The sequence below is a fragment of the Roseococcus suduntuyensis genome (assembly GCF_014196305.1).
GTDB classification, from domain to species: domain Bacteria; phylum Pseudomonadota; class Alphaproteobacteria; order Acetobacterales; family Acetobacteraceae; genus Roseococcus; species Roseococcus suduntuyensis.
On the sequence record NZ_JACIDJ010000002.1, the window covers coordinates 738,775 to 757,046 of the forward strand.

The window sequence follows — 18,272 nt, forward strand, 5'->3', positions numbered from 1 at the left end:
CTGGACGACCAGACGCTAGACAGGTGCTGGACCCACTGTCAAACTAAGACGAAGCGCATCGGTGCACCGGGGCGGTGCCGCATGTAGCCGGCCTTTGGCAGTCTGGTCTGGTTATCCGCGCCGTCACCGATGGCCGCCCCACCTATGGCGACCGCCGCGTCACCGCCCTGCTGAACCGGGCCAGGCGCAGCTCCGGCGAGCCATCTCTGAACCACAAGCGCATCTTCCGGCTGATCTCCTCAACGTTTCTTCAGCCCCACACCGGCAGGCGGCCTATCCGCGCCCAAGAGGGTACCCTCGTCGCGCCCGCATCCAATCAGCGCTGGGCTTCCGATGACCTCGAGATCTCCTGTTGGAACGGCGAAGTGTTCCGTATCGCCTTTGGCATCGACACCCATAACCGCGAGAGCATCGCCTGGGTCGCCACCTGCGGCGGAGGCATCTCCTGCGAGATGATCAGAGACATGATGCTGGACTGCGTCGAGCACCGGTTCGGTGCAATCTGCGCCCCGCAGCCTGTGCAGTGACGTGCCGATAATAGCTCCGCCTACATCGTCGCCGAGACGACCAATTTCGCCGCCACGCTGAACCTCAATTCTATGCTTCATGCCGGTCCGCATCCTCGAAAGCAACGGCGTCTGAGGGGAACCCTCAAGCGGGACTATGCCCGCGTAAACTCCCAGGCCGGACGCCATCTCCGTCCTTCAGTGGACCCCCGCCTGGTTCGACGACTACAACACCGCATGCGCGCGCCGCGTGAGTTCATCGCCAAGTAGTCAGCCAACCAAGCCGCCTGTCCGGTATGAGAGGGGCTACTCCAAAGGCCTGGGAGTGGGCGCAGGAGCGCCTGGGAGGCCAGCCGTGAGGCGCTGGGTGATCCCACGACTACGGCGGTGGCGGCGGAGGTTCACCGGCGCCATGTGGATGCGACTTTCGTCTTTCTTTTAGCCAAGCGCGGAGAGGTGACGTTGGGCGCCTGGCGGGAGCAGATGGACGCGCTGCTGGCCTCGAACGCGGCCAAGCCCAGCCGTGAGCGGCTGACGCTGATCAGGCTGCACGCCCTCGTCCGGCTGGGAGAATGGCCAGGTCGAGAACCAGGTCGGGCTGGTGCGCGAACGGTTTTTCACGCCGCGCGTCCGGGTCAAGAACCTGGACGAGCTGAACGCCTGGCTGCTGGACCAGTGCGTGGCCTATGCGCGGGCACACCGCGATCCCGAGCTGCGCGACCAGACGATCTGGTCGGTGTTCGAGGCCGAGCGGCCCAGCCTTGTGCCCTATGGCGGGCGGTTCGACGGCTTTCACACAATGTCGGCGTCGGTGTCCAAGACGTGCCTCGTGCGGTTCGACAACAATCGCTATTCGGTATCGGCGCACGCGGTCGGGCGGTCGGTGGAAATCCGGGCCTATGCCGACAGGATCGAACTGCGCCGGGCGGTGCGGCCGGTCGGCGAGCATCCGCGGTGCTTTGGCCGCGACCAGACGGTGTTCGACCCCTGGCATGTCGTGCGAGGAGCACGCCTTCGGCGTGACGTGCCTGTCCTGGCGCGCAAACCCGGCGCGTTGCGCAATGGCGCACCCTTCAAGGATTGGCTGCTGCGCGCGGGGCTGGAGCGGATCCGCCGCAAGCTGGCGGGCACCGCCGATGACGACCGGCAGATGGTGTCCATCCTGGCGGCCGTGCCGAGCGACGGGCTTGCGGCGGTGGAGGCCGCCTGCCTGGGGGCTCTGCGCGAGGGTGTCCAGCCCTCACCTACGGCTCCGGGCCGGGCGACACGAGGGCGCGATCTGCGCTCGAAAGGGGGTCCCTTTTGCGCGCCGATGGGGGGGCCTTCTTGCGCGCCGATTGACACTGGCCGGCGCGGGTGCCGGGCCAGATCGCCGCCGAGATCGGCGGCGATCCGCATCTCATGCAGACCATCCTGCAGGAACAGACGCGCTGCTGCTGAAGGTTGCCGATCGGCTGGATCCGATTGATTCGATCGATCCAGAGCCACGCACATGACGCGCGATCCGAAGCGACTTCCCAGCGGCGGGAAGTCGATGGGCGGGCGCCGGACCGAAGATGGTCAGGGGCGCGCGGCTCGCCGCGCGGAGACTTCGCCGGTATCCGCGGTTCCATCCGTTCAACGAAGCGGGATCCGCACGACGGAAGGGCTGTGGCGCCTCCGGTTCCAGCATCCAGGCCGGGAAGTCGCGCTGCGTGTGCAATACCCGCCAGACGTCGAGGTGGTCCTCCCACTCGACGTAGGACACCAGATACGGGTAGCGCTGCAGCGACCAGGCGCGAAGCCTTTCCAGCAGCAACTCGAAGGCATAGCGTGGCGAGCCCACGGCCGGATGCTGCGCGATCCGCCTGAAGGCCCGCTCCAGCGCATCGATGAAGGCCAGCGCGAACGGCTCGCCGACTTCCGCCGCGTAGCGGGCGATGGCCTAGTCGATATCCCGCTGCGCCGCTTCCCGCGGAATGACTGGCTTGGCGGTCACGCCTGCGGTTGGCGGACGCGGCGGCGGAGCATGTCGAAATAGCCGTCATCCGCTGCCACTGTCGGAGCAGATGCCGCGCTGTCCAGCAGCAGGCCGCGCAGGCGCTCACGCTCCTGGTCCTGGTCCTGGTCCTGTTCCTGGTCCTTGCGGATCAACTCGCGGACATACTCGCTGCTGGTGGAGTAGCCACGCGCTGCGACCTGCTCATCCACGAAGGATTTCAGCCCATTCGGCAGGGGAGACGTTCATAGTGCCCATGGGTTAGACGATACCCGAGTTTGGCAAAAATTGGCAATAATGATTTGGGCCGGGAGGCGCTCCAGGCCGGCGCCCGGCAGGATCATGATGTGATGCAGATCACCGAATCATAGCACGAAGACAACGCCGCATCTTGTTTGGCTCGTGCGCGGCACAGCGCGAATGATCCGTCACACGCAGGAAACGCCCCGCACCACGACGGAGACCAGCATGACCGACCGCGAAGCCCGCGCCGCCCGCAACCAAGAACGCATCCTGGCCGCTTTCCTGGCGAAGAAGGCCGAATTCAACGCCCTCCTCGCGGAACTCGCCCAGGCCAGCGAGGACCATTTCGGCGCGGACCCCGAGACGGTGCTTTGGAGCGAAGCGGCCTGGCTTTCGGATGCCACCGCGAAGCTGAAGGACATCGCGGACCAGTATTTCCGCCGCGGCGAACATGCCTGCTGAAGCGGGCTGCCCCCGCACCGCCCCGACCGGCGAAGCCGGCGGGGCTCCCGGCAGTACGGGCCGATGACCGGCACCCGGAACCGGAGACCACCACGATGACGAATCTTTCCGACGGCCAGCGCGTGATCCTCAGCGCCGCCGCGCAGCATGAGAAGGGCCTCGCCCGCACGCCGAAGACGCTCCCGGCCGCGGCGCGCAACGCGGTGTTCCGCAGCCTGATCAAGAACAATCTGCTCACCGAGATCAACGCGCCGCGGGAGCATGTCGGGCTCGGCTGGCGCCAGGACGAGGACGACACCTGGATCTTGGCCCTCATCACCGACGAGGGGCTGCGCGCCATCGGCATCGACCCGAATGAGGGCGACACGGGGGCCGGCTAGAGCGGGATGCGTTGAGGTGGAAGCACCGAAAACGCTGAACCCCGCTCTCAAGGATGGCTGGAGCAGGCGGCGTGAACGCAGCATGCTCTAGGCTCTGGACTCATGCAGCGCCAGCAGATGATCACGGCGGCGATGGCGATGGCGACGGCGGGCGCGGACGACGCCGCCGAGGGGAATGCCCCCGCGCAGGAAGCCGAGCACGCCCAGGGCGCGTACACACCCGCCCCGCGCGCCAGCCTGCGCGACGCCGCTGCGGCGATTCTGAACGCCTGGGACGCCAGCGCGGCGCAGGACGCGAGCAACAGCCCGGCCAACCAAACTGGGGCGAAGGGTTCCTTCACGGTCTACCGCATCGCGCCCTGATCTGGCGCCGACAGCGAATGGCGGGGCGTGTCCTGCGTCGAGGAACTTCTCATGCAGCGGTGGGCCTCGACGCCCAGTACGGGCCCGGCCAGGATCGGGTGCATGCTTTTCACTGTGCGCCGTGATTGATCCGAGTGCGTTCCTGTCACAAGCTCGACCCTGCACAGGGCAGGACGCACGACGATGACCGAGACCCTTCTCTTCCCCGGACACGTCGAATGGTCCGGCGAGAACCCCGGCATTTCCCTCAAGACGGACCCCGCCGGGCCCTTCACGACGCTCGCCTCCTTCTTCCGGGTCGTGCTGTCGCCGCACGGGCGCGGCCATGCGCTGGTGCTCCTGCAGGCGCCGCAAACCGAAGGGGAGGGCAATGTCTGCCTGACCGACAATGAGCCGCTCGCGCGCTGGCTGGTCAGCGACTACGTGGCGCATTTCGGCGCGTGGCGCGGGCTGCCCGGCCTGCGCAACCTCGACTACCGCCCGCTCGACAGCGTGGCCGCCGGCGGCGACGCCATCACCCACTACAGCGAGACGGTGACGGCCGCCGGCATGACGGTGGCACTGGAGTGGAAGGGGCTGGGCAAGCCCTTCTGCTTCGCGCTCGCCCCCGCGCAATCGGCCACCGGCAAGCACCACATGCCGAGCCTCTTTGTGGGCTGCGAGACGGCGACGGTCACCGTCAACGGTGTGGCGCGGCCAGGCGCGCCCATCCCGCGCGAGATTGTGGGCCAGCACATCTCGACGGCGATGCTGGCCTTCTCGGAAACATGGCTGCGGGTCTGAACCCGACCCGCGCAAGCGCCGCCGATAACAACCGAGGCCGGGCACAGCCGAGCAGAAGCATGCGGGTCCCCATCGCGGCTGCGCGAAGGGAGCATGAGTGGCCGCCAGGCCCGAGCTGACCGCGTTCCACGCGCGAGGCCGCCCGCCGCCTGCGCGTCAGCAACATGCGACCATCCCCGCCCGCGGGTCGCGGGTGTCCTGCGGCATCCATGGCATCAGGAACTCTTCCAGTGCCGGCTCCGGCCCTGCCGGCAGCTGCAACTTCAGCAAGGCGATGAACGCCATTGCCGAGATGACGATCGCCAAACGCAGCCGCCTTTGCGCCAGAGCGTTCAGCGATTCGGAAGAATTCAATCGACTTGACCAAATATTCTGGCCCGCGGCATGGCGCGCAACTCTTGCGCGCTGAAGGCGTTGTCAGCTCGCACGCTGACGTGCGGGAGCCTCAACGCAGTGCTCCAAAATCCATTCATGCGCGCGCCTCAGGCGATCTGGAACGACAAGGCTCCGGTCCGTGCCGAGATCTTCGGCGTCGAGCGCCTCGAGATGCACGGGCGAAGCCTCGCTGCTGACCAGGCGGTGACCGCTCGGAAAAGGCGTGGGGATCCGCTGGGTCGACGCCTCGCTGCCAATGGCGAGTGTTTGCTCGCGTGCTACGCAGGAATGGTGGAAGCGGTGGATGAGGCACGGCCCATCACCCCGGCCGGAGAATGGCTGATCGACAATTTTCATCTGGTGGAGCGCCAGATCCGGGCGGTGCGCCTGCATCTGCCACCAGGCTTCTACCGCCAGTTGCCCAAGCTCGTCAGCGGCCCCTTCGCGGGCTACCCGCGCATGCTGGGCGTCGCCTGGGCATATGTCGCGCACACGGACAGCAGCTTCAATCCGGCAACGTTCACGCGCTTCCTGCGCGCCTACCAGACGGTGCAACCGCTCTCGATCGGTGAGCTGTGGGCGAGCTCCATCACCCTGCGTATCGTCCTGATCGAGAACCTCCGGCGCCTCGCGGAGCGGATCCACGGCAATCATCTGGCGGAACAGGCCGCTGACCGCATCGCCGACAGGCTGGCGGGCGCCACGGGCGCGCCGGCCGAGACGACTGCGGGTGTCTTTGCCGGCCACGCCGAGGGCCCGCTCGACGACGCCTTTGCCGTGCAGCTCGTGCATCGGCTGCGCGATCAGGACCCGTCGGTCACCCCCGCACTCGCCTGGCTGGACCAGCGCCTGGAAATGGAGGGCCGGAATGCCGAAGCGGTGGTGCAGGAGCTGCACCGGACCGAGGGTGCGGCGAACGTCACTGTGCGGAACATCATCACCAGCCTGCGCCTGATTGCCGATGTCAACTGGAACGAGATGTTCGAGAGTGTCAGCCTCGTGGATGATATCCTCGCCGCTGGCAGCGCATTCACCACCATGGATTTCGCCACGCGAAACCTCTACCGCAGTGCCATCGAGGAGTTGGCGGCGCGTTCCGAGGGGAGTGAGCTGGACGTCGCCCGCGCCGCCGTGGCCACCGCGCAGCGTGCGCCGAATGACCCGCGAAAATCGGACCCCGGCTATCACCTCCTCGCCGGCGGGCGGCGCGATTTCGAGATCGAGATCGGGTTCCGCCCACCGTTCCGCGCCTGGCCGGGTCGGCTGAACCGCGCCTCCGGAATCGGCGGCTATGCGGCGGCCGTCGCGTGCACGACGTGCCTGGTGCTGGCCGTCCCCCTCTTCGTCATGGGCGCCCTGGGGCTTGGTTGGGTGTGGCTGGCGGCATTGGCCGTCCTCGGGATCATCCCGGCCCAGGATCTGGCCGTCTCCCTGGTCAACCGCGCCGTCACCAGCGGATTCGGAGCCAGGCTGCTGCCAGGGCTGGAATTGCTCGACGGCGTGCCGCCAGAGCTTCGCACGATGGTGGTGGTGCCGACGCTGCTGACGTCCGAGGAGGCCATTGCCGAGCTGGTGGAACGGCTGGAAGTGCATCATCTGGCCAGTCCCGCCGGCTGCATGCACTACGCGCTACTGACCGACTGGACGGATGCCGAGGCCGAGCACGCGCCGGACGACGACAGCCTGCTGGCGGCGGCAGCGGCCGGCATTGCCGAACTGAACAAACGGCTTGGCCCCGGACCCGATGGCGAACGCTTCTTCCTGTTCCACCGCCTCAGGGTCTGGAACGCCGGCGAGGCGCGCTGGATGGGCTGGGAGCGAAAGCGCGGCAAGCTGCATGAGCTGAACCAACTGCTGCGCGGCGCCCTCGATACCACCTACATCGCCATCAACGGGCTCGAACCCCGCGCGCCCGCCGATGTCCGCTACGTCATCACGCTCGATGCCGATACCAGGCTGCCGCGCGATGCGGTGGGCCGGCTGATCGGCAAGATGGCGCACCCGCTCAACCGGCCGCGCTTCGATGTGGCGGCGGGGCGCGTGCTTGAGGGCTATGCCGTCCTGCAGCCACGGGTCACGCCGTCGCAGCCGGTGGGTGCCGAGGGGTCGCTGTTCCAGCGCATCTTCTCGAGCCTCAGCGGCATCGACCCCTACGCGCTCGCGGTATCGGATGTGTACCAGGACCTCTTTGGCGAGGGCTCCTACAACGGCAAGGGCATCTACGAAGTGGATGCCTTCGAGGCCTCGCTGGCCGGCCGGGTGCCCGATTCGACCCTGCTGAGCCATGACCTGTTCGAGGGCGTGTTTGCGCGCTCGGGCCTCGCCTCCGATGTCGAGGTGGTCGAGGAGTTCCCGTCCCGCTACGACGTGGGCGCGCAGCGGCACCATAGATGGGCACGCGGCGATTGGCAGTTGCTGCCCTGGATTCTGGGCCGGAAGGCACTCGGCACAGCGCGCGACGACGGGGCCATGCCGGCGATCGGCCGCTGGAAGATGCTCGACAATCTGCGCAGGTCCCTGTCGGCCCCGGCGGCGGTGCTGGCGCTGCTGGTTGGCTGGATGCTGCCGCTGCCGGTGGCCGCGCTGCTCTGGACCTTGTTCATCCTGGCGACCATCGCCCTGCCGACGCTGGTGCCGGTGATCGCCGCCATCGCGCCGTGGCGACCCGGGGTGACGCTCGCCAGCCATGGGCGCGCCCTGGCGCACGATCTGCGCACGGCCATCGCGCTGTCCGGTCTTCTCATCACCTTCCTGGCGCACCAGGCCTGGCTGATGGGCGATGCCATCACGCGCACCTTGTGGCGGCTCTTCGCCTCGCACCGCCATCTCCTGCAATGGGTGCCGGCCGCGCAAGCGACGCGCAGTCGCCGACTTGGCTTGGGCGGTTCTTTCCGAACCATGAGCGGCGGGTTGGTGATCGGCGCGACCGCCGGTCTGGTCGCGCTGCTGTCGGCGCAGTGGTGGCTGGCCGCTCCCTTCGCATTGCTCTGGCTGGCCTCGCCCGCCGTGGCGCGCTGGGCGAGTTCGGCGCCGCGCTCTGCAGCAAGCCTGGAGGTGTCGCCAAGCGATCGCCATGCCCTGCGGCTGACGGCGCGCCGGACCTGGCGATTCTTCGAGACATTCGTGACCGCCGCCGACCACATGCTGCCGCCTGACAATTTTCAGGAGGATCCGGCGCCGCTGCTGGCTCGCCGCACCTCGCCCACGAACCTCGGCCTCTACCTGCTCTCCACGGTCAGCGCGCGTGATTTCGGCTGGATCGGGACGCCTGACATGGTGGACCGGCTGGAGGCGACGCTGGAGACCATGGCGGGCATGGAACGCTGCCACGGCCATTTCTACAACTGGTACGACACTGGCAGCCTGCGCCCGCTGGATCCGAAATACATCTCCGCCGTCGATAGCGGCAACCTGGCCGGCCATCTGATCGCCCTGGCCAATGCCTGCCGCGAGTTCTCCCGCGCCGCGTCCTTGCCGGTGGCCGGCATCGCCGATGCGATCGACCTCGCACGGGAGGAGGCCGGCCTCCTGAACGACGGGCGGAGAACCCAGACGACCACTTGGTGGCAACTTGACGGAGCGCTCGCGGCACTCAGCTCCGCGGTCGCATCGCAGCCCCTCCCTGACCTCGCGGCCCAGGCGGATACGGTGGTCGAGATCGCTCAGGCGCTGGCCTTCGAGCGTGGCAACGGCGCCGGCGAGAACCTGCTGTTCTGGGTGCATGCCTGCCGGAACACGCTCCGCAGCCATCAGCGTGAACGGGAACTGGACGACGAGACCCGGGCGCGGCTGATCGAAAGGCTTGGGGCACTCGAAGCCACCGCCCGCGCGATGGCCATGGCCATGGAGTTCGGCTTCCTGCTGGACCCCGAGCGCACACTCCTCTCCATCGGCTACCGGGTGCCGGAAGGCACGCTGGACCCGAGTTGCTACGACCTGCTGGCCTCCGAGGCGCGGCTCGCCAGTTTCTTCGCGATCGCCAAGGGCGATGTTCCGGCGCGGCATTGGTTCCGGCTGGGCCGTGCCATGGTGCCGGTTGGGCACGGTGCCGCCCTGGTCTCGTGGTCCGGCTCGATGTTCGAATACCTGATGCCGTCCCTGGTGATGCGGGCGCCCGGCGGCAGCCTGCTCGAGAAGACCAATCGCCTGGTGGTGAGGCGCCAGATCGAGCACGCGGCGGAGTTCCGGATTCCGTGGGGCATCTCGGAATCCGCGTACAACGCGCGCGATCTCGAACTGACCTATCAGTATTCCAATTTCGGCGTGCCCAGCCTGGGGCTGAAGCGCGGCCTGAGCGAGAACCGCGTCATCGCGCCCTACGCCACGGCCCTCGCCGCGATGGTCGATCCCGCGGCGGCCTGCGCCAACCTGGCGCGCCTTGTGGAGGCGGGCGCACGCGGCCGCTATGGCTTCTACGAGGCGGTGGACTACACCCGCCTGCGCCTTCCCAAGGGCGCCGTCAGCGCGGTCATCCATGCCTACATGGCGCATCACCAGGGGATGACGATCGTGGCGCTGGCGGCCGCTCTCGATGGCGGCGCGATGCGGCGTCGCTTCCATGCCGAACCCATGGTGCAGGCAACCGAATTGCTGCTGCAGGAACGCATGCCGCGCGAGGTCGCAATCGTCCGACCTTTCGCCGTGGAGGTGAAATCGGCCGATCGCACGGTCGAGGAGGACCGCTCCGGCACCCGCCACTTCACCACGGCGCAGCAGGCCACGCCGGCCACCCACGTGATGTCGAATGGCCGCTTTTCCACCATGCTGACGGCTGCCGGTTCCGGCTACATCCGGTGGGGCAACATCGCGGTCACGCGCTGGCGCGAGGATGCGACCTGCGACGATTTCGGCTCCTACACCTACCTTCGCGACATAGGGTCCGGTCGGGTCTGGTCGGCGGGAGCGCAGCCTACCGGTGCGAAGCCCGACAGCTATGGCGTGACCTTCCATGAAGACCGCGCTGAGTTCACCCGCACCGACGGCACGCTGACGACGACGCTTGAGGTGATCGTCTCGTCGGAGAGCGATGCGGAGGTCCGGCGCGTTTCGGTGTCGAACACGGGTGACACCGTCCGCGAGGTCGAGGTGACCTCCCTTGCCGAGCTCGCGCTGGCCCGGCAGGACGACGACATCGCGCACCCGGCCTTCTCCAAGCTGTTCGTGGAGACCGAGTACCTGCCCGAAATGGGCGCCCTTCTGGCAACGCGTCGCAAGCGTGGGTCGGGCGACCCGGCCATCTGGGCAGCGCAGTTGAGCGTCGTGGAGGGCGAGGGGGATGCGGCGCCGCAATTCGAAACCGACCGTGCCCGCTTCCTGGGGCGCGGTCACGGTGCGCGCAACCCGGCGGCGATGTCTGGCGGCGGCCGTTTGTCGGGCACGGTCGGCACCGTGCTCGATCCGATCTTCGCCCTGCGCCGGCGCCTTCGCGTGGCGCCCGGCGCGGTTGCGCGCGTTGCCTTCTGGACGGTCGTTGCTCCCACGCGGGAGTCACTGCTGGACGCACTGGACAAGCACCGCGACGCTGGCGCCTTCTCGCGGGCCGCCACGCTGGCCTGGACACAGGCGCAGGTACAGATGCACCACCTGGACATTTCCCCTGGAACGGCGGCGCTGTTTCAGCAGTTGGCGGGGCATCTGCTCCATGCCGCGCCAAGCACACGCGCCAGCTCCGACATGATCTGCCGTGGCGGCGGCGCGCAATCGGGTCTTTGGCCGCACGGGATCTCGGGCGATCTGCCGATCCTGCTGCTGCGGATCGACGAGATGGAGCACCTCGGCGTGGCACGGGAGTTGATGCGTGCCGTCGACTACTGGCGGGCAAAGCACATCGCCGTGGACGTCGTCTTCCTGAATGATCGCCAGTCCTCCTACATCCAGGATCTGCAGGAGGCGCTGCAGGCGCTGGTGCGCACCAGCCGCGTGCCGCAGGGTGCCGACCCTCGGCTGGGCCGGGTCTACGTCCTGCGGGTCGATCTGATCTCGCCTGAGGCGGTTGCCTTGCTTGCGGCCGCGGCACGCGTGGCGCTGGTGGCCCGGCGAGGCGGCCTGGCCGAGCAGATCGCCAGGATTTCGCCGGATGCGCGGATCATGCCGGTCCCGGCAGCAAGGCTCATTCCTGCTCACCTGGTGCGCCCTGCGGTCGAGGCGCCGACGGCCCCGACGCCAACGCTCGAACTCTTCAACGGGCTCGGCGGCTTCGACCTGGATGGCCGCGAATACGTCACCATCCTGAGCCCCGGCCAATCCACCCCGGCGCCCTGGATCAACGTCGTCGCGAATCCAGGATTCGGCTTCCACGTTCCGACCGAGGGCGGCGGCTTCACATGGGCCGTCAACAGCCGCGAGAACCAGATCACCCCATGGTCGAACGACCCGGTCAGCGACCGCACGGGTGAGGCCATCTACCTGCGCGACGATGAGAGCGGCGCGGTCTGGACCCCCACCGCGCAACCGATGCGCGACGAGGCGCTGACCTACGTGGCGCGGCACGGCCATGGCTACAGCCGCTTCGAACATGACGCGCACGGCATCCGGTCCGCGCTGACGCAATCGGTGCCGCTGGGTGACAGCCTCAAGATTTCGCGGCTGGTGTTGACCAATCGGTCGGGCCGCGCCCGCCGGCTGAGCGTGACGGCCTATGTCGAATGGGTGCTTGGCCCTTCACGCTCGGCAACCCTGCCCTTCGTCACCACGGCGATCGATCCCGAGACGGGGGCGATGTTCGCGCGCAATCCATGGAGCATCCCCTTCGGATCACGCGTCGCCTTCCTCGACCTGCGCGGCGCGCAGACCGACTGGACGGGTGACCGGCGGGAGTTCATCGGGCGCAACGGCTCCCTCTCGGACCCGGCCGCTCTCGCCACTGGGGCGGCTCTGTCGGGCAACACGGGCGGGGGGCTCGACCCCTGTGGGGCCATGCGAAGACAGATCACGTTGCCTGCGCATGGCAGCGTCGAAATCGTCTGCCTGCTGGGCCAGGCGGACGATGCCCATGCGGCGCGAGACTTGGTCAGGCGGTATCGCGCCGCTGACCTCGATGCCGTGGCGGCTCAGGTTGCGGCGCATTGGGACGATGTCCTGGGCCGCATCCAGGTCCGCACGCCCGAACGTTCGACGGACATCATGCTGAACGGCTGGCTGCTGTATCAGGCCCTGGCATGTCGGGTCTGGGCACGAGCGGGCTTCTACCAGGCCAGTGGTGCCTATGGGTTTCGGGATCAGTTGCAGGATGGCATGGCGCTGGTCACATCCCGCCCCGCGGAGACGCGCGCGCACCTGCTTCGTGCGGCATCCCGACAGTTCACCGAGGGCGACGTGCAGCATTGGTGGCTGCCGCATTCCGGGCAGGGCGTGCGAACCCGCATCTCCGACGACCGCGCCTGGCTGGCGCTGGCGGTGGACCACTACATCACGGCCACCGGCGATACCGGTGTGCTCGACGAACAGGTGCCGTTCCTGGAAGCCGCGATGCTCGCGCCGGGCGAACATGATCGCTTCTTCCAACCGCAGGCGAGTGAGACGACAGCCACCCTGTTCGAGCATTGCGCACGCGCGCTCGACCAGAGCATGGCGGTCGGCCGTCATGGACTGCCGCTGATGGGCACCGGTGACTGGAATGACGGCATGAACCGGGTGGGCGAAAAGGGCGAGGGCGAAAGCGTCTGGCTCGGCTGGATGCTGCACAGCGCCTGCACCGTGTTCGCCCGGCGCGCCGAGGCCCGCGATGACGTGGCCCATGCCACGGCGTGGCGCGCCCATGCGTCCGCATTGGCGACGGCACTGGAACGCGAGGCCTGGGATGGCGACTGGTACCGGCGTGCCTTCTACGATGACGGTACGCCGCTCGGTACCGCCGCCGGGACGGAATGCCGGATCGACTCCATTGCTCAATCATGGGCCGTGCTGTCCGGCGCGGCAGACCCGGTGCGCGCCGCCCATGCGACGGCCTCGGCCGAACGCGAATTGATCCGGCCGGCAGATCGCCTGGCGCTGCTGTTCGCGCCTCCCTTCGACAAGACCGAGCGTGACCCCGGCTACATCAAGGCGTATCCGCCTGGCGTGCGGGAGAATGGTGGCCAGTACACCCATGCCGGGCTGTGGCTGGTCATGGCCTTTGCCGCACTGGGCGAGGGCAGCAAGGCCGGCCGGCTGTTCACGATGCTCAACCCGATCAGCCATACCCGCACGCGTTCGGACGTGCATCGCTACAAGGTCGAGCCCTATGTCGTGGCCGCCGATATCAATGCCACGCCGCCACATGCCGGTCGGGGCGGCTGGACCTGGTACACGGGATCATCCGGCTGGATGCAGCGCGCCGGCATGGAGAGCATCCTGGGGTTGCGTGTCCAGGCAGGAACCCTGCTGTTCAACCCGTGCATCCCGGCGGATTGGCCCAGCTTCGAGTTGACGTTGCGGCACGGCACGGCACGCTACGAAATCCGCGTCGAGAACCCCGAGGGCTTCGAGCGTGGCATCGCGGAGGCAACCCTCGATGGGGCGTCACTCGGAAGCGGCCCGCTGCTTCTGCGCCTGGTCGAAGACGGCGCCGTCCACCGGTTGCTGGTTCGCCTGGGGCCGCAGAGGCCGGCATCGGGCCAGGGCATCGGGCCCGCGCATGACTCGGACATCGCTGGCGAACGGAGCGGAAGCGCCATCGCCACGCGGCCAAGCGATGAGGAAACGATAATCGCCAGCCAAACACCGGCAGGGCTGCTGCCATGACCGATACGGGGACTTCCGAGGCGATCGTGATGTCCGTGCGCGGTGCGGTCGTGGAACTTCACTTCGAAGGCACCACCGTGCCGGCGATCAACACGGCCGTCGGGTGCGCGCCTGGTCCTGCAGCCGCTCTGCCTCGCATCCGTCATGGCCATGCACGTCGCCGCTCATCACGGGCGTCCTTCTTCATCCGCCCGAGAGGTTGCCACCGGTCGCGCCCCGGCGTTGCCCGGCGCGTCATGCCGCGGTGGCAGGGTCCGCATCACGCCGAAGGCGAGCGCGATAGGCGGTCGGCGAAAGGCCGGTCTGCCGGCGGAGATGACGCCGCAGCACCTGCACGTCACTGAAGCCGACCAGCCGCGCGACCTCCTCCACGGGCAGCGTCGTCGTCTCCAGCAGGTCGCGCGCACGCGCCACGCGCTCGGCCAGCAGCCACTCCCCCGGGGGCAGGCCCACCGCCTCTTGGAAGCGCCGGTGCAGGCCGCGCGGGCTGGTCGCGGCCTCCTCGGCCAGCCGCGCGATGGGCCACGCCTCCGCGAGCGTCGCCCGCACACGGTCGAGCGTGGCGGCGAGGCGCGACCCCCCCGCCCGCTCGCGCGGGACCGGTCGCCGCAGCCGCTGGGCGCGGTCGCCATCGCGGTGCGCGGGCACCACCAGGCGCTCCGCCACGCTGTTGGCCGCCGCCGGCCCGAAGTCGCGGCGGATGAGGTGCAGGCAAAGGTCGAGCCCCGCCGCGCTGCCCGCGGCCGTGAGCACATCGCCCTCGTCCACATAGAGCACGTCCGGCACGACGCGCAGGCCGGGGTTGCGTGCGGCCAACGCGTCGAAGTAGCGCCAATGCGTCGTGGCGCGCCGGCCCTCCAGCAGCCCCGCGGCGGCCAGCACGAATACGCCGGAGCACAGCGAGAGGATGCGCGCCCCCTTCGCATGCGCCGCGCGCAGCGCCGCGCACAGGCCCTCGGGCACCGGCTCCGCCGGGCCGCGCCACCCGGGGATGATGATCGTGCCCGCCTGCCCGATCAGCTCCGCCCCGCCATCCACCAGCACGCGCACGCCGCCCGCGGCGCGCAGCGGGCCAGGCTCGGCCGCCGCCACGGCGAAGCGATACCAGCCCTCGCCCATCTCTGGCCGCGGCAGGCCGAACACCTCCACCGCGCAGCCGAACTCGAAGGTGCACAGCCCGTCATAGGCGACGGCCACAACGAGGCGATTGGCCGGCGGCCCGGGGCGGGGGCGCTTTGGCACGATCCGAAGCTCTGCTGGCAGGCGCATCCCTCACCTCATCCTGGGCCACGCGGGCATCCTAGCCCGCGACGGCGCGACATGGCGCGCCGATCCTGCCATCGAGGAGTTCACATCGTGCCAGACCCCGTTACCGAAGTCCCGCCCGTCAGCCCCGCCGAGATGCGCGCGCATGCCGCGCGTCGCCTGGCGCTCGAGACCGACTGCGCCGACGTCTTCGCCGGGCTGCGCGAAGCGGCGGAGCAGGGGGCGAGCCCGGCCTTCGCGGTGCTCGACGTGCGCGGCCGGGCCGCCTATGCGGCGGGCCACCTGCCGGGCGCCACCAGTCTGCCGCACCGCGACATCACCGCCGAGCGGCTCGCCGCCTGGCCGGAGGGCACCGTGTTCGTCACCTACTGCGCGGGCCCGCATTGCAACGGCGCCGATCGTGGCGCGCTGCGCATCGCGGTGCTCGGCCGCCCGGTGAAGACCATGCCAGGCGGCATGACCGGCTGGCGCGACGAGGGCCTGCCGGTGGCCACGGGGCGCGAACCCGGTGCAATGCCGGCGGCATGAGGTCGGGGCGGAACGGGCCGCCTCGTGCCGTCCACCTGCCAGCGCGGCAAGCATGAGCGAACGGGCGCGGCCGCACCGGCATCAGTGATGGCGCGGGGGCGCTTCATGCTCTTGAGCCCCCGTCGTGGCCGGGCTAGTCAGCCCAGCGTATGCGCCCACGCGCCCGGCATCGCGCCGGTGACCTGAAGGAAGGCGCGGTTCATGTGGCTCTGGTCCGCGAAGCCCACGTAGACCGCCGCCTCGGCCAGGCTGGTGCCGGCCCGGATGAGGTCCCGCGCGCGCTGTACGCGCCGCACGCGGCGGCAGGCCTGCGGGCTCAGGCCCGTCTCGCGCTGGAAGGCACGCAGCAGCTGGAAGCGGGTCACCCCGGCCTCGGCCGCCAGGGCGTCGAGGCTCGCATCAGCGGCCGGGTCGTCGTCGATGCGCTGGCGGACCCGTGCCACTCGGCCCATGGCCTCAGGCCGGTTCTGGCGCACCGACGAGGCGTGCCGCACCAAAAGCCCCTCGTAGAGGCCGACCAGCCGCCTCGCGCGCGAGCGCCTCCGCGCTCGGGTTGGTCACCATTGCGAAGGCCTCGGCGAAGCGGCGCGCCAGCGGCGCATCGTGAAGGACGGCGCGGCGGATCTCAATGGACGCGGCCGAGGCTAGCCCTTACTCCGCCGCGGCCGCGGCCGCGTGGATGAGGGGCGGGTCGAAATACAGCATCCGCCAGGCGCGTCATTCGCCGATTGGCGCGCCGTCATGGACCTCGCCGGGGTTGACGGTGATGACGTCGCCCGGCCCGGCCTCGACCGGACCGCGTCCGCTGGAGGACGCTGCGCGCCGGCGCAGATGGGCGAGGGGCGAGCGGGCTGCGCAGGCCGCATGGCGGAGTATCTGTGCCGAATGGATTTCGTGGTGCTGGACGAGCTCGGCTACCTGCCCTTTCCGCAGTCCAGCGGACAGCTGCTGTTCCACATGATCAGCCGCCTCTACGAGCAGACTTCTGTAATCGTGACCACGAACTTGGCATTTGGCGAGTGGCCGAGCGTGTTCGGCGACGCGAAGATGACGACGGTGCTGCTCGACCGTCTGACTCACCACTGCGACATCGTCGAGACCGGCAACGAGAGCTGGCGGTTCAAGAACAGGACCTGAACAACGGCCGGGTCCTTCTTGTGCGCCGGTTGACAATCCTCGCCCTCGATGCCGCAGCCTTTCCTGCGACGCGCGCATTGGCGCAGGAGTTTCGCAGCTTCGATCCGCGTGCGGCCGCGGCGTTTGGGGTGGCGGCGTTCATTGCGGGTTTGGAGACCAGCCTGGGCACCACCTGATCCACATGCTTTTCCCCCCGGCCACGCGCGGTGCGCGAAGCGCCTCCTCATACTTGCAGAGCGGGAATGCTCCCAGAGAAGGTTGAATTCCGGTTTCGACCCCTGCTCCAGTCGGTCTCCCAACCTCACATGTCTTCTGCACCGCTGGCGCCGTAAACCGCAGGTTTCCTGGGGTTTCGGATAGTGCCCCTCGGCGTGGTGGAGGAGTTGTGCTCCTTAGCGGGTTGAGCCGCCGCGTCAGGCGGCCACGTCGGGCAGGCTGACGGTGGGATTATGGCTCACGGAGCCAATGGTTTCCAGGGTCATGTAACGGGCGCGCTGGGTGGCCCATTCGTCGGACTGTTCCAGGAGAATGGCGCCGATCAGGCGGGTGATGGCACCCTCGTTCGGGAAGATGCCGACGACATCGGTGCGGCGCTTGATCTCGCCGTTGAGGCGCTCGATGGGGTTGGTGCTATGGATCTTGGCGCGGTGCTCGCGCGGGAAGTCCATGTAGGCGAGCACGTCATGCTCGGCGGCGTCCATCAACTCGGCCAGGTTGGGCACCTTGGGGCGGAGTTGGTCGGCCACCCGGCGCATTGGGCATGGGCGGCGGGCGCATCAGCCTCGGCGAAAGCGGTGCCGATCCAGGCGGAGACGAGGCGGCGCTGGGTCTTGTCGGCGTGCGCCGTGGCATTGCGCATGAAGTGGACGCGGCAGCGCTGCTAGGTGGCCCGCAGCACCTTGGTCACGGCGGCTTTTTGGCCCTTCATGGGCGTCGGAGATCACCAGCTTCACGCCGGGCAGGCCGCGGCGCGTGAGGGAGCGGAGGAAGTCGAGCCAGAAGGTCTCGGCCTTGGAGGCCCGTGGGGTGGGCGGCCAGATATGCCGCGGCCTTGATGGCATTAGGCTCCAAACCCAATCAGTTCTAGCTCCGACGCGGCGTTGTGTGATTCAAGCTTTGTGTTGAGCGGAGCATGATCATGGCGGGCGAGTTCTGGCTGACGGACCGGCAATGGGAAGCGATCGCGCCCTTGCTTCCCAGCAACCAACCTGGCGCGCGGCGTGTGGATGACCGGCGCGTGCTGAGCGGCATCGTGCATATGCTGCGCAACGGCGGCCGCTGGCAGGATTGCCCAGCCTGCTACGGCCCTCCGACCACCATCTACAACCGCTATCACCGCTGGTCGCAGCGCGGCATTTGGACCGGCATGCTGGCGGCACTGGTACAAGCGACGCCAGGCGGGCTGCACCTGATCGACAGCACGACGGCCAAGGCGCACCGGTCGGCCGCCGGCGGAAAAGGGGGGCCGACTTCCAAGCCATCGGCCAGTCACGGGGCGGGCGGGGGACCAAAATCCATCTTGTGACGGAT

General features: G+C 68.7%; 15 protein-coding genes and 4 pseudogenes. 11 read left to right on the forward strand and 8 right to left on the reverse strand.

What is annotated here, in order from left to right; genetic code table 11:
- Positions 1 to 74 precede the first annotated feature (74 nt).
- Positions 75 to 527 (forward strand): IS3 family transposase, encoded by a 453-nt coding sequence (locus GGQ83_RS09975; RefSeq protein WP_184383608.1) that lies wholly within the window; start codon positions 75 to 77, stop codon positions 525 to 527.
- A gap of 526 nt (positions 528 to 1,053) precedes the next feature.
- A pseudogene (locus tag GGQ83_RS09980) lies at positions 1,054 to 1,974 on the forward strand (Mu transposase domain-containing protein); the annotation flags it as partial.
- Here the strand turns inward: GGQ83_RS09980 and GGQ83_RS20395 are convergent.
- Positions 1,906 to 2,427, reverse strand: a complete 522-nt coding sequence (locus GGQ83_RS20395) for a type II toxin-antitoxin system RelE/ParE family toxin (RefSeq protein ID WP_207017823.1) — start codon at positions 2,425 to 2,427, stop codon at positions 1,906 to 1,908. The pseudogene GGQ83_RS09980 and the gene GGQ83_RS20395 overlap by 69 nt on opposite strands.
- Positions 2,428 to 2,480: 53 nt before the next feature.
- On the reverse strand, positions 2,481 to 2,696 hold the full coding sequence (locus GGQ83_RS09990) for a ribbon-helix-helix domain-containing protein (RefSeq protein ID WP_260170564.1): 216 nt from the start codon (positions 2,694 to 2,696) through the stop codon (positions 2,481 to 2,483).
- A 256-nt stretch (positions 2,697 to 2,952) separates the two neighbouring features.
- On the opposite strand from GGQ83_RS09990, the gene GGQ83_RS09995 reads away from it, so the two are divergent.
- The 4 genes from GGQ83_RS09995 (at position 2,953) to GGQ83_RS10010 (ending at position 4,715) form a co-directional block, all read left to right on the forward strand.
- The gene (locus GGQ83_RS09995; protein WP_184383609.1) at positions 2,953 to 3,189 is read left to right on the forward strand and encodes a hypothetical protein; all 237 of its coding nucleotides are present in this window, start codon (positions 2,953 to 2,955) and stop codon (positions 3,187 to 3,189) included.
- Between the two features lie 95 nt (positions 3,190 to 3,284).
- A complete protein-coding gene (locus tag GGQ83_RS10000) occupies positions 3,285 to 3,569 on the forward strand; it encodes a hypothetical protein (RefSeq protein ID WP_184383610.1) in 285 nt (94 codons plus the stop codon).
- Between the two features lie 102 nt (positions 3,570 to 3,671).
- Positions 3,672 to 3,932 carry a hypothetical protein gene (locus tag GGQ83_RS10005; protein WP_184383611.1) on the forward strand — a complete coding sequence of 87 codons (261 nt, stop codon included), beginning with the start codon at positions 3,672 to 3,674 and terminating at the stop codon, positions 3,930 to 3,932.
- A 183-nt stretch (positions 3,933 to 4,115) separates the two neighbouring features.
- Positions 4,116 to 4,715 carry a hypothetical protein gene (locus GGQ83_RS10010; protein ID WP_184383612.1) on the forward strand — a complete coding sequence of 200 codons (600 nt, stop codon included), beginning with the start codon at positions 4,116 to 4,118 and terminating at the stop codon, positions 4,713 to 4,715.
- A 156-nt stretch (positions 4,716 to 4,871) separates the two neighbouring features.
- On the opposite strand, the gene GGQ83_RS10015 is transcribed toward GGQ83_RS10010, so the two are convergent.
- Positions 4,872 to 5,069, reverse strand: a complete 198-nt coding sequence (locus GGQ83_RS10015) for a hypothetical protein (protein ID WP_184383613.1) — start codon at positions 5,067 to 5,069, stop codon at positions 4,872 to 4,874.
- A gap of 30 nt (positions 5,070 to 5,099) precedes the next feature.
- On the opposite strand from GGQ83_RS10015, the gene GGQ83_RS10020 reads away from it, so the two are divergent.
- Entirely contained in the window at positions 5,100 to 13,811 is an 8,712-nt protein-coding gene (locus GGQ83_RS10020; RefSeq protein WP_242534800.1) for a GH36-type glycosyl hydrolase domain-containing protein, read from the forward strand.
- Between the two features lie 234 nt (positions 13,812 to 14,045).
- Here the strand turns inward: GGQ83_RS10020 and ftrA are convergent, their stop codons facing one another.
- Positions 14,046 to 15,053 carry a transcriptional regulator FtrA gene (gene ftrA, locus GGQ83_RS10025; protein WP_311727787.1) on the reverse strand — a complete coding sequence of 336 codons (1,008 nt, stop codon included), beginning with the start codon at positions 15,051 to 15,053 and terminating at the stop codon, positions 14,046 to 14,048.
- A gap of 114 nt (positions 15,054 to 15,167) precedes the next feature.
- Here ftrA and GGQ83_RS10030 point away from each other — a divergent pair, with 114 nt between their 5' ends.
- Positions 15,168 to 15,605 carry a rhodanese-like domain-containing protein gene (locus GGQ83_RS10030; protein WP_311727789.1) on the forward strand — a complete coding sequence of 146 codons (438 nt, stop codon included), beginning with the start codon at positions 15,168 to 15,170 and terminating at the stop codon, positions 15,603 to 15,605.
- Positions 15,606 to 15,742: 137 nt separating this feature from the next.
- Here the strand turns inward: GGQ83_RS10030 and GGQ83_RS10035 are convergent, their stop codons facing one another.
- Positions 15,743 to 16,048 carry a helix-turn-helix domain-containing protein gene (locus tag GGQ83_RS10035; RefSeq protein ID WP_184383616.1) on the reverse strand — a complete coding sequence of 102 codons (306 nt, stop codon included), beginning with the start codon at positions 16,046 to 16,048 and terminating at the stop codon, positions 15,743 to 15,745.
- Between the two features lie 274 nt (positions 16,049 to 16,322).
- A complete protein-coding gene (locus GGQ83_RS20400) occupies positions 16,323 to 16,550 on the reverse strand; it encodes an AraC family ligand binding domain-containing protein (protein WP_375781517.1) in 228 nt (75 codons plus the stop codon).
- Here GGQ83_RS20400 and GGQ83_RS10040 point away from each other — a divergent pair.
- Both GGQ83_RS10040 and GGQ83_RS10045 read left to right on the forward strand, forming a co-directional pair.
- Positions 16,443 to 16,742: pseudogene (locus tag GGQ83_RS10040) on the forward strand (ATP-binding protein); the annotation flags it as partial. The gene GGQ83_RS20400 and the pseudogene GGQ83_RS10040 sit on opposite strands and share 108 nt — an antisense overlap.
- Positions 16,743 to 16,771: 29 nt before the next feature.
- Entirely contained in the window at positions 16,772 to 16,918 is a 147-nt protein-coding gene (locus tag GGQ83_RS10045; protein WP_184383617.1) for a hypothetical protein, read from the forward strand.
- 237 nt (positions 16,919 to 17,155) lie between these two features.
- Here GGQ83_RS10045 and GGQ83_RS10050 read toward each other — a convergent pair.
- Both GGQ83_RS10050 and GGQ83_RS20405 read right to left on the reverse strand, forming a co-directional pair.
- Positions 17,156 to 17,601, reverse strand: a pseudogene (locus tag GGQ83_RS10050) (transposase).
- Positions 17,519 to 17,803, reverse strand: coding sequence for a transposase (locus tag GGQ83_RS20405; protein WP_375781515.1), 285 nt, complete (start codon positions 17,801 to 17,803; stop codon positions 17,519 to 17,521). The pseudogene GGQ83_RS10050 and the gene GGQ83_RS20405 overlap by 83 nt, the downstream one beginning before the upstream one ends.
- Positions 17,804 to 17,880: 77 nt before the next feature.
- Between GGQ83_RS20405 and GGQ83_RS10055 the strand changes: the two are divergent.
- Positions 17,881 to 18,272 (forward strand): annotated as a pseudogene (locus GGQ83_RS10055) (IS5 family transposase); the annotation flags it as partial.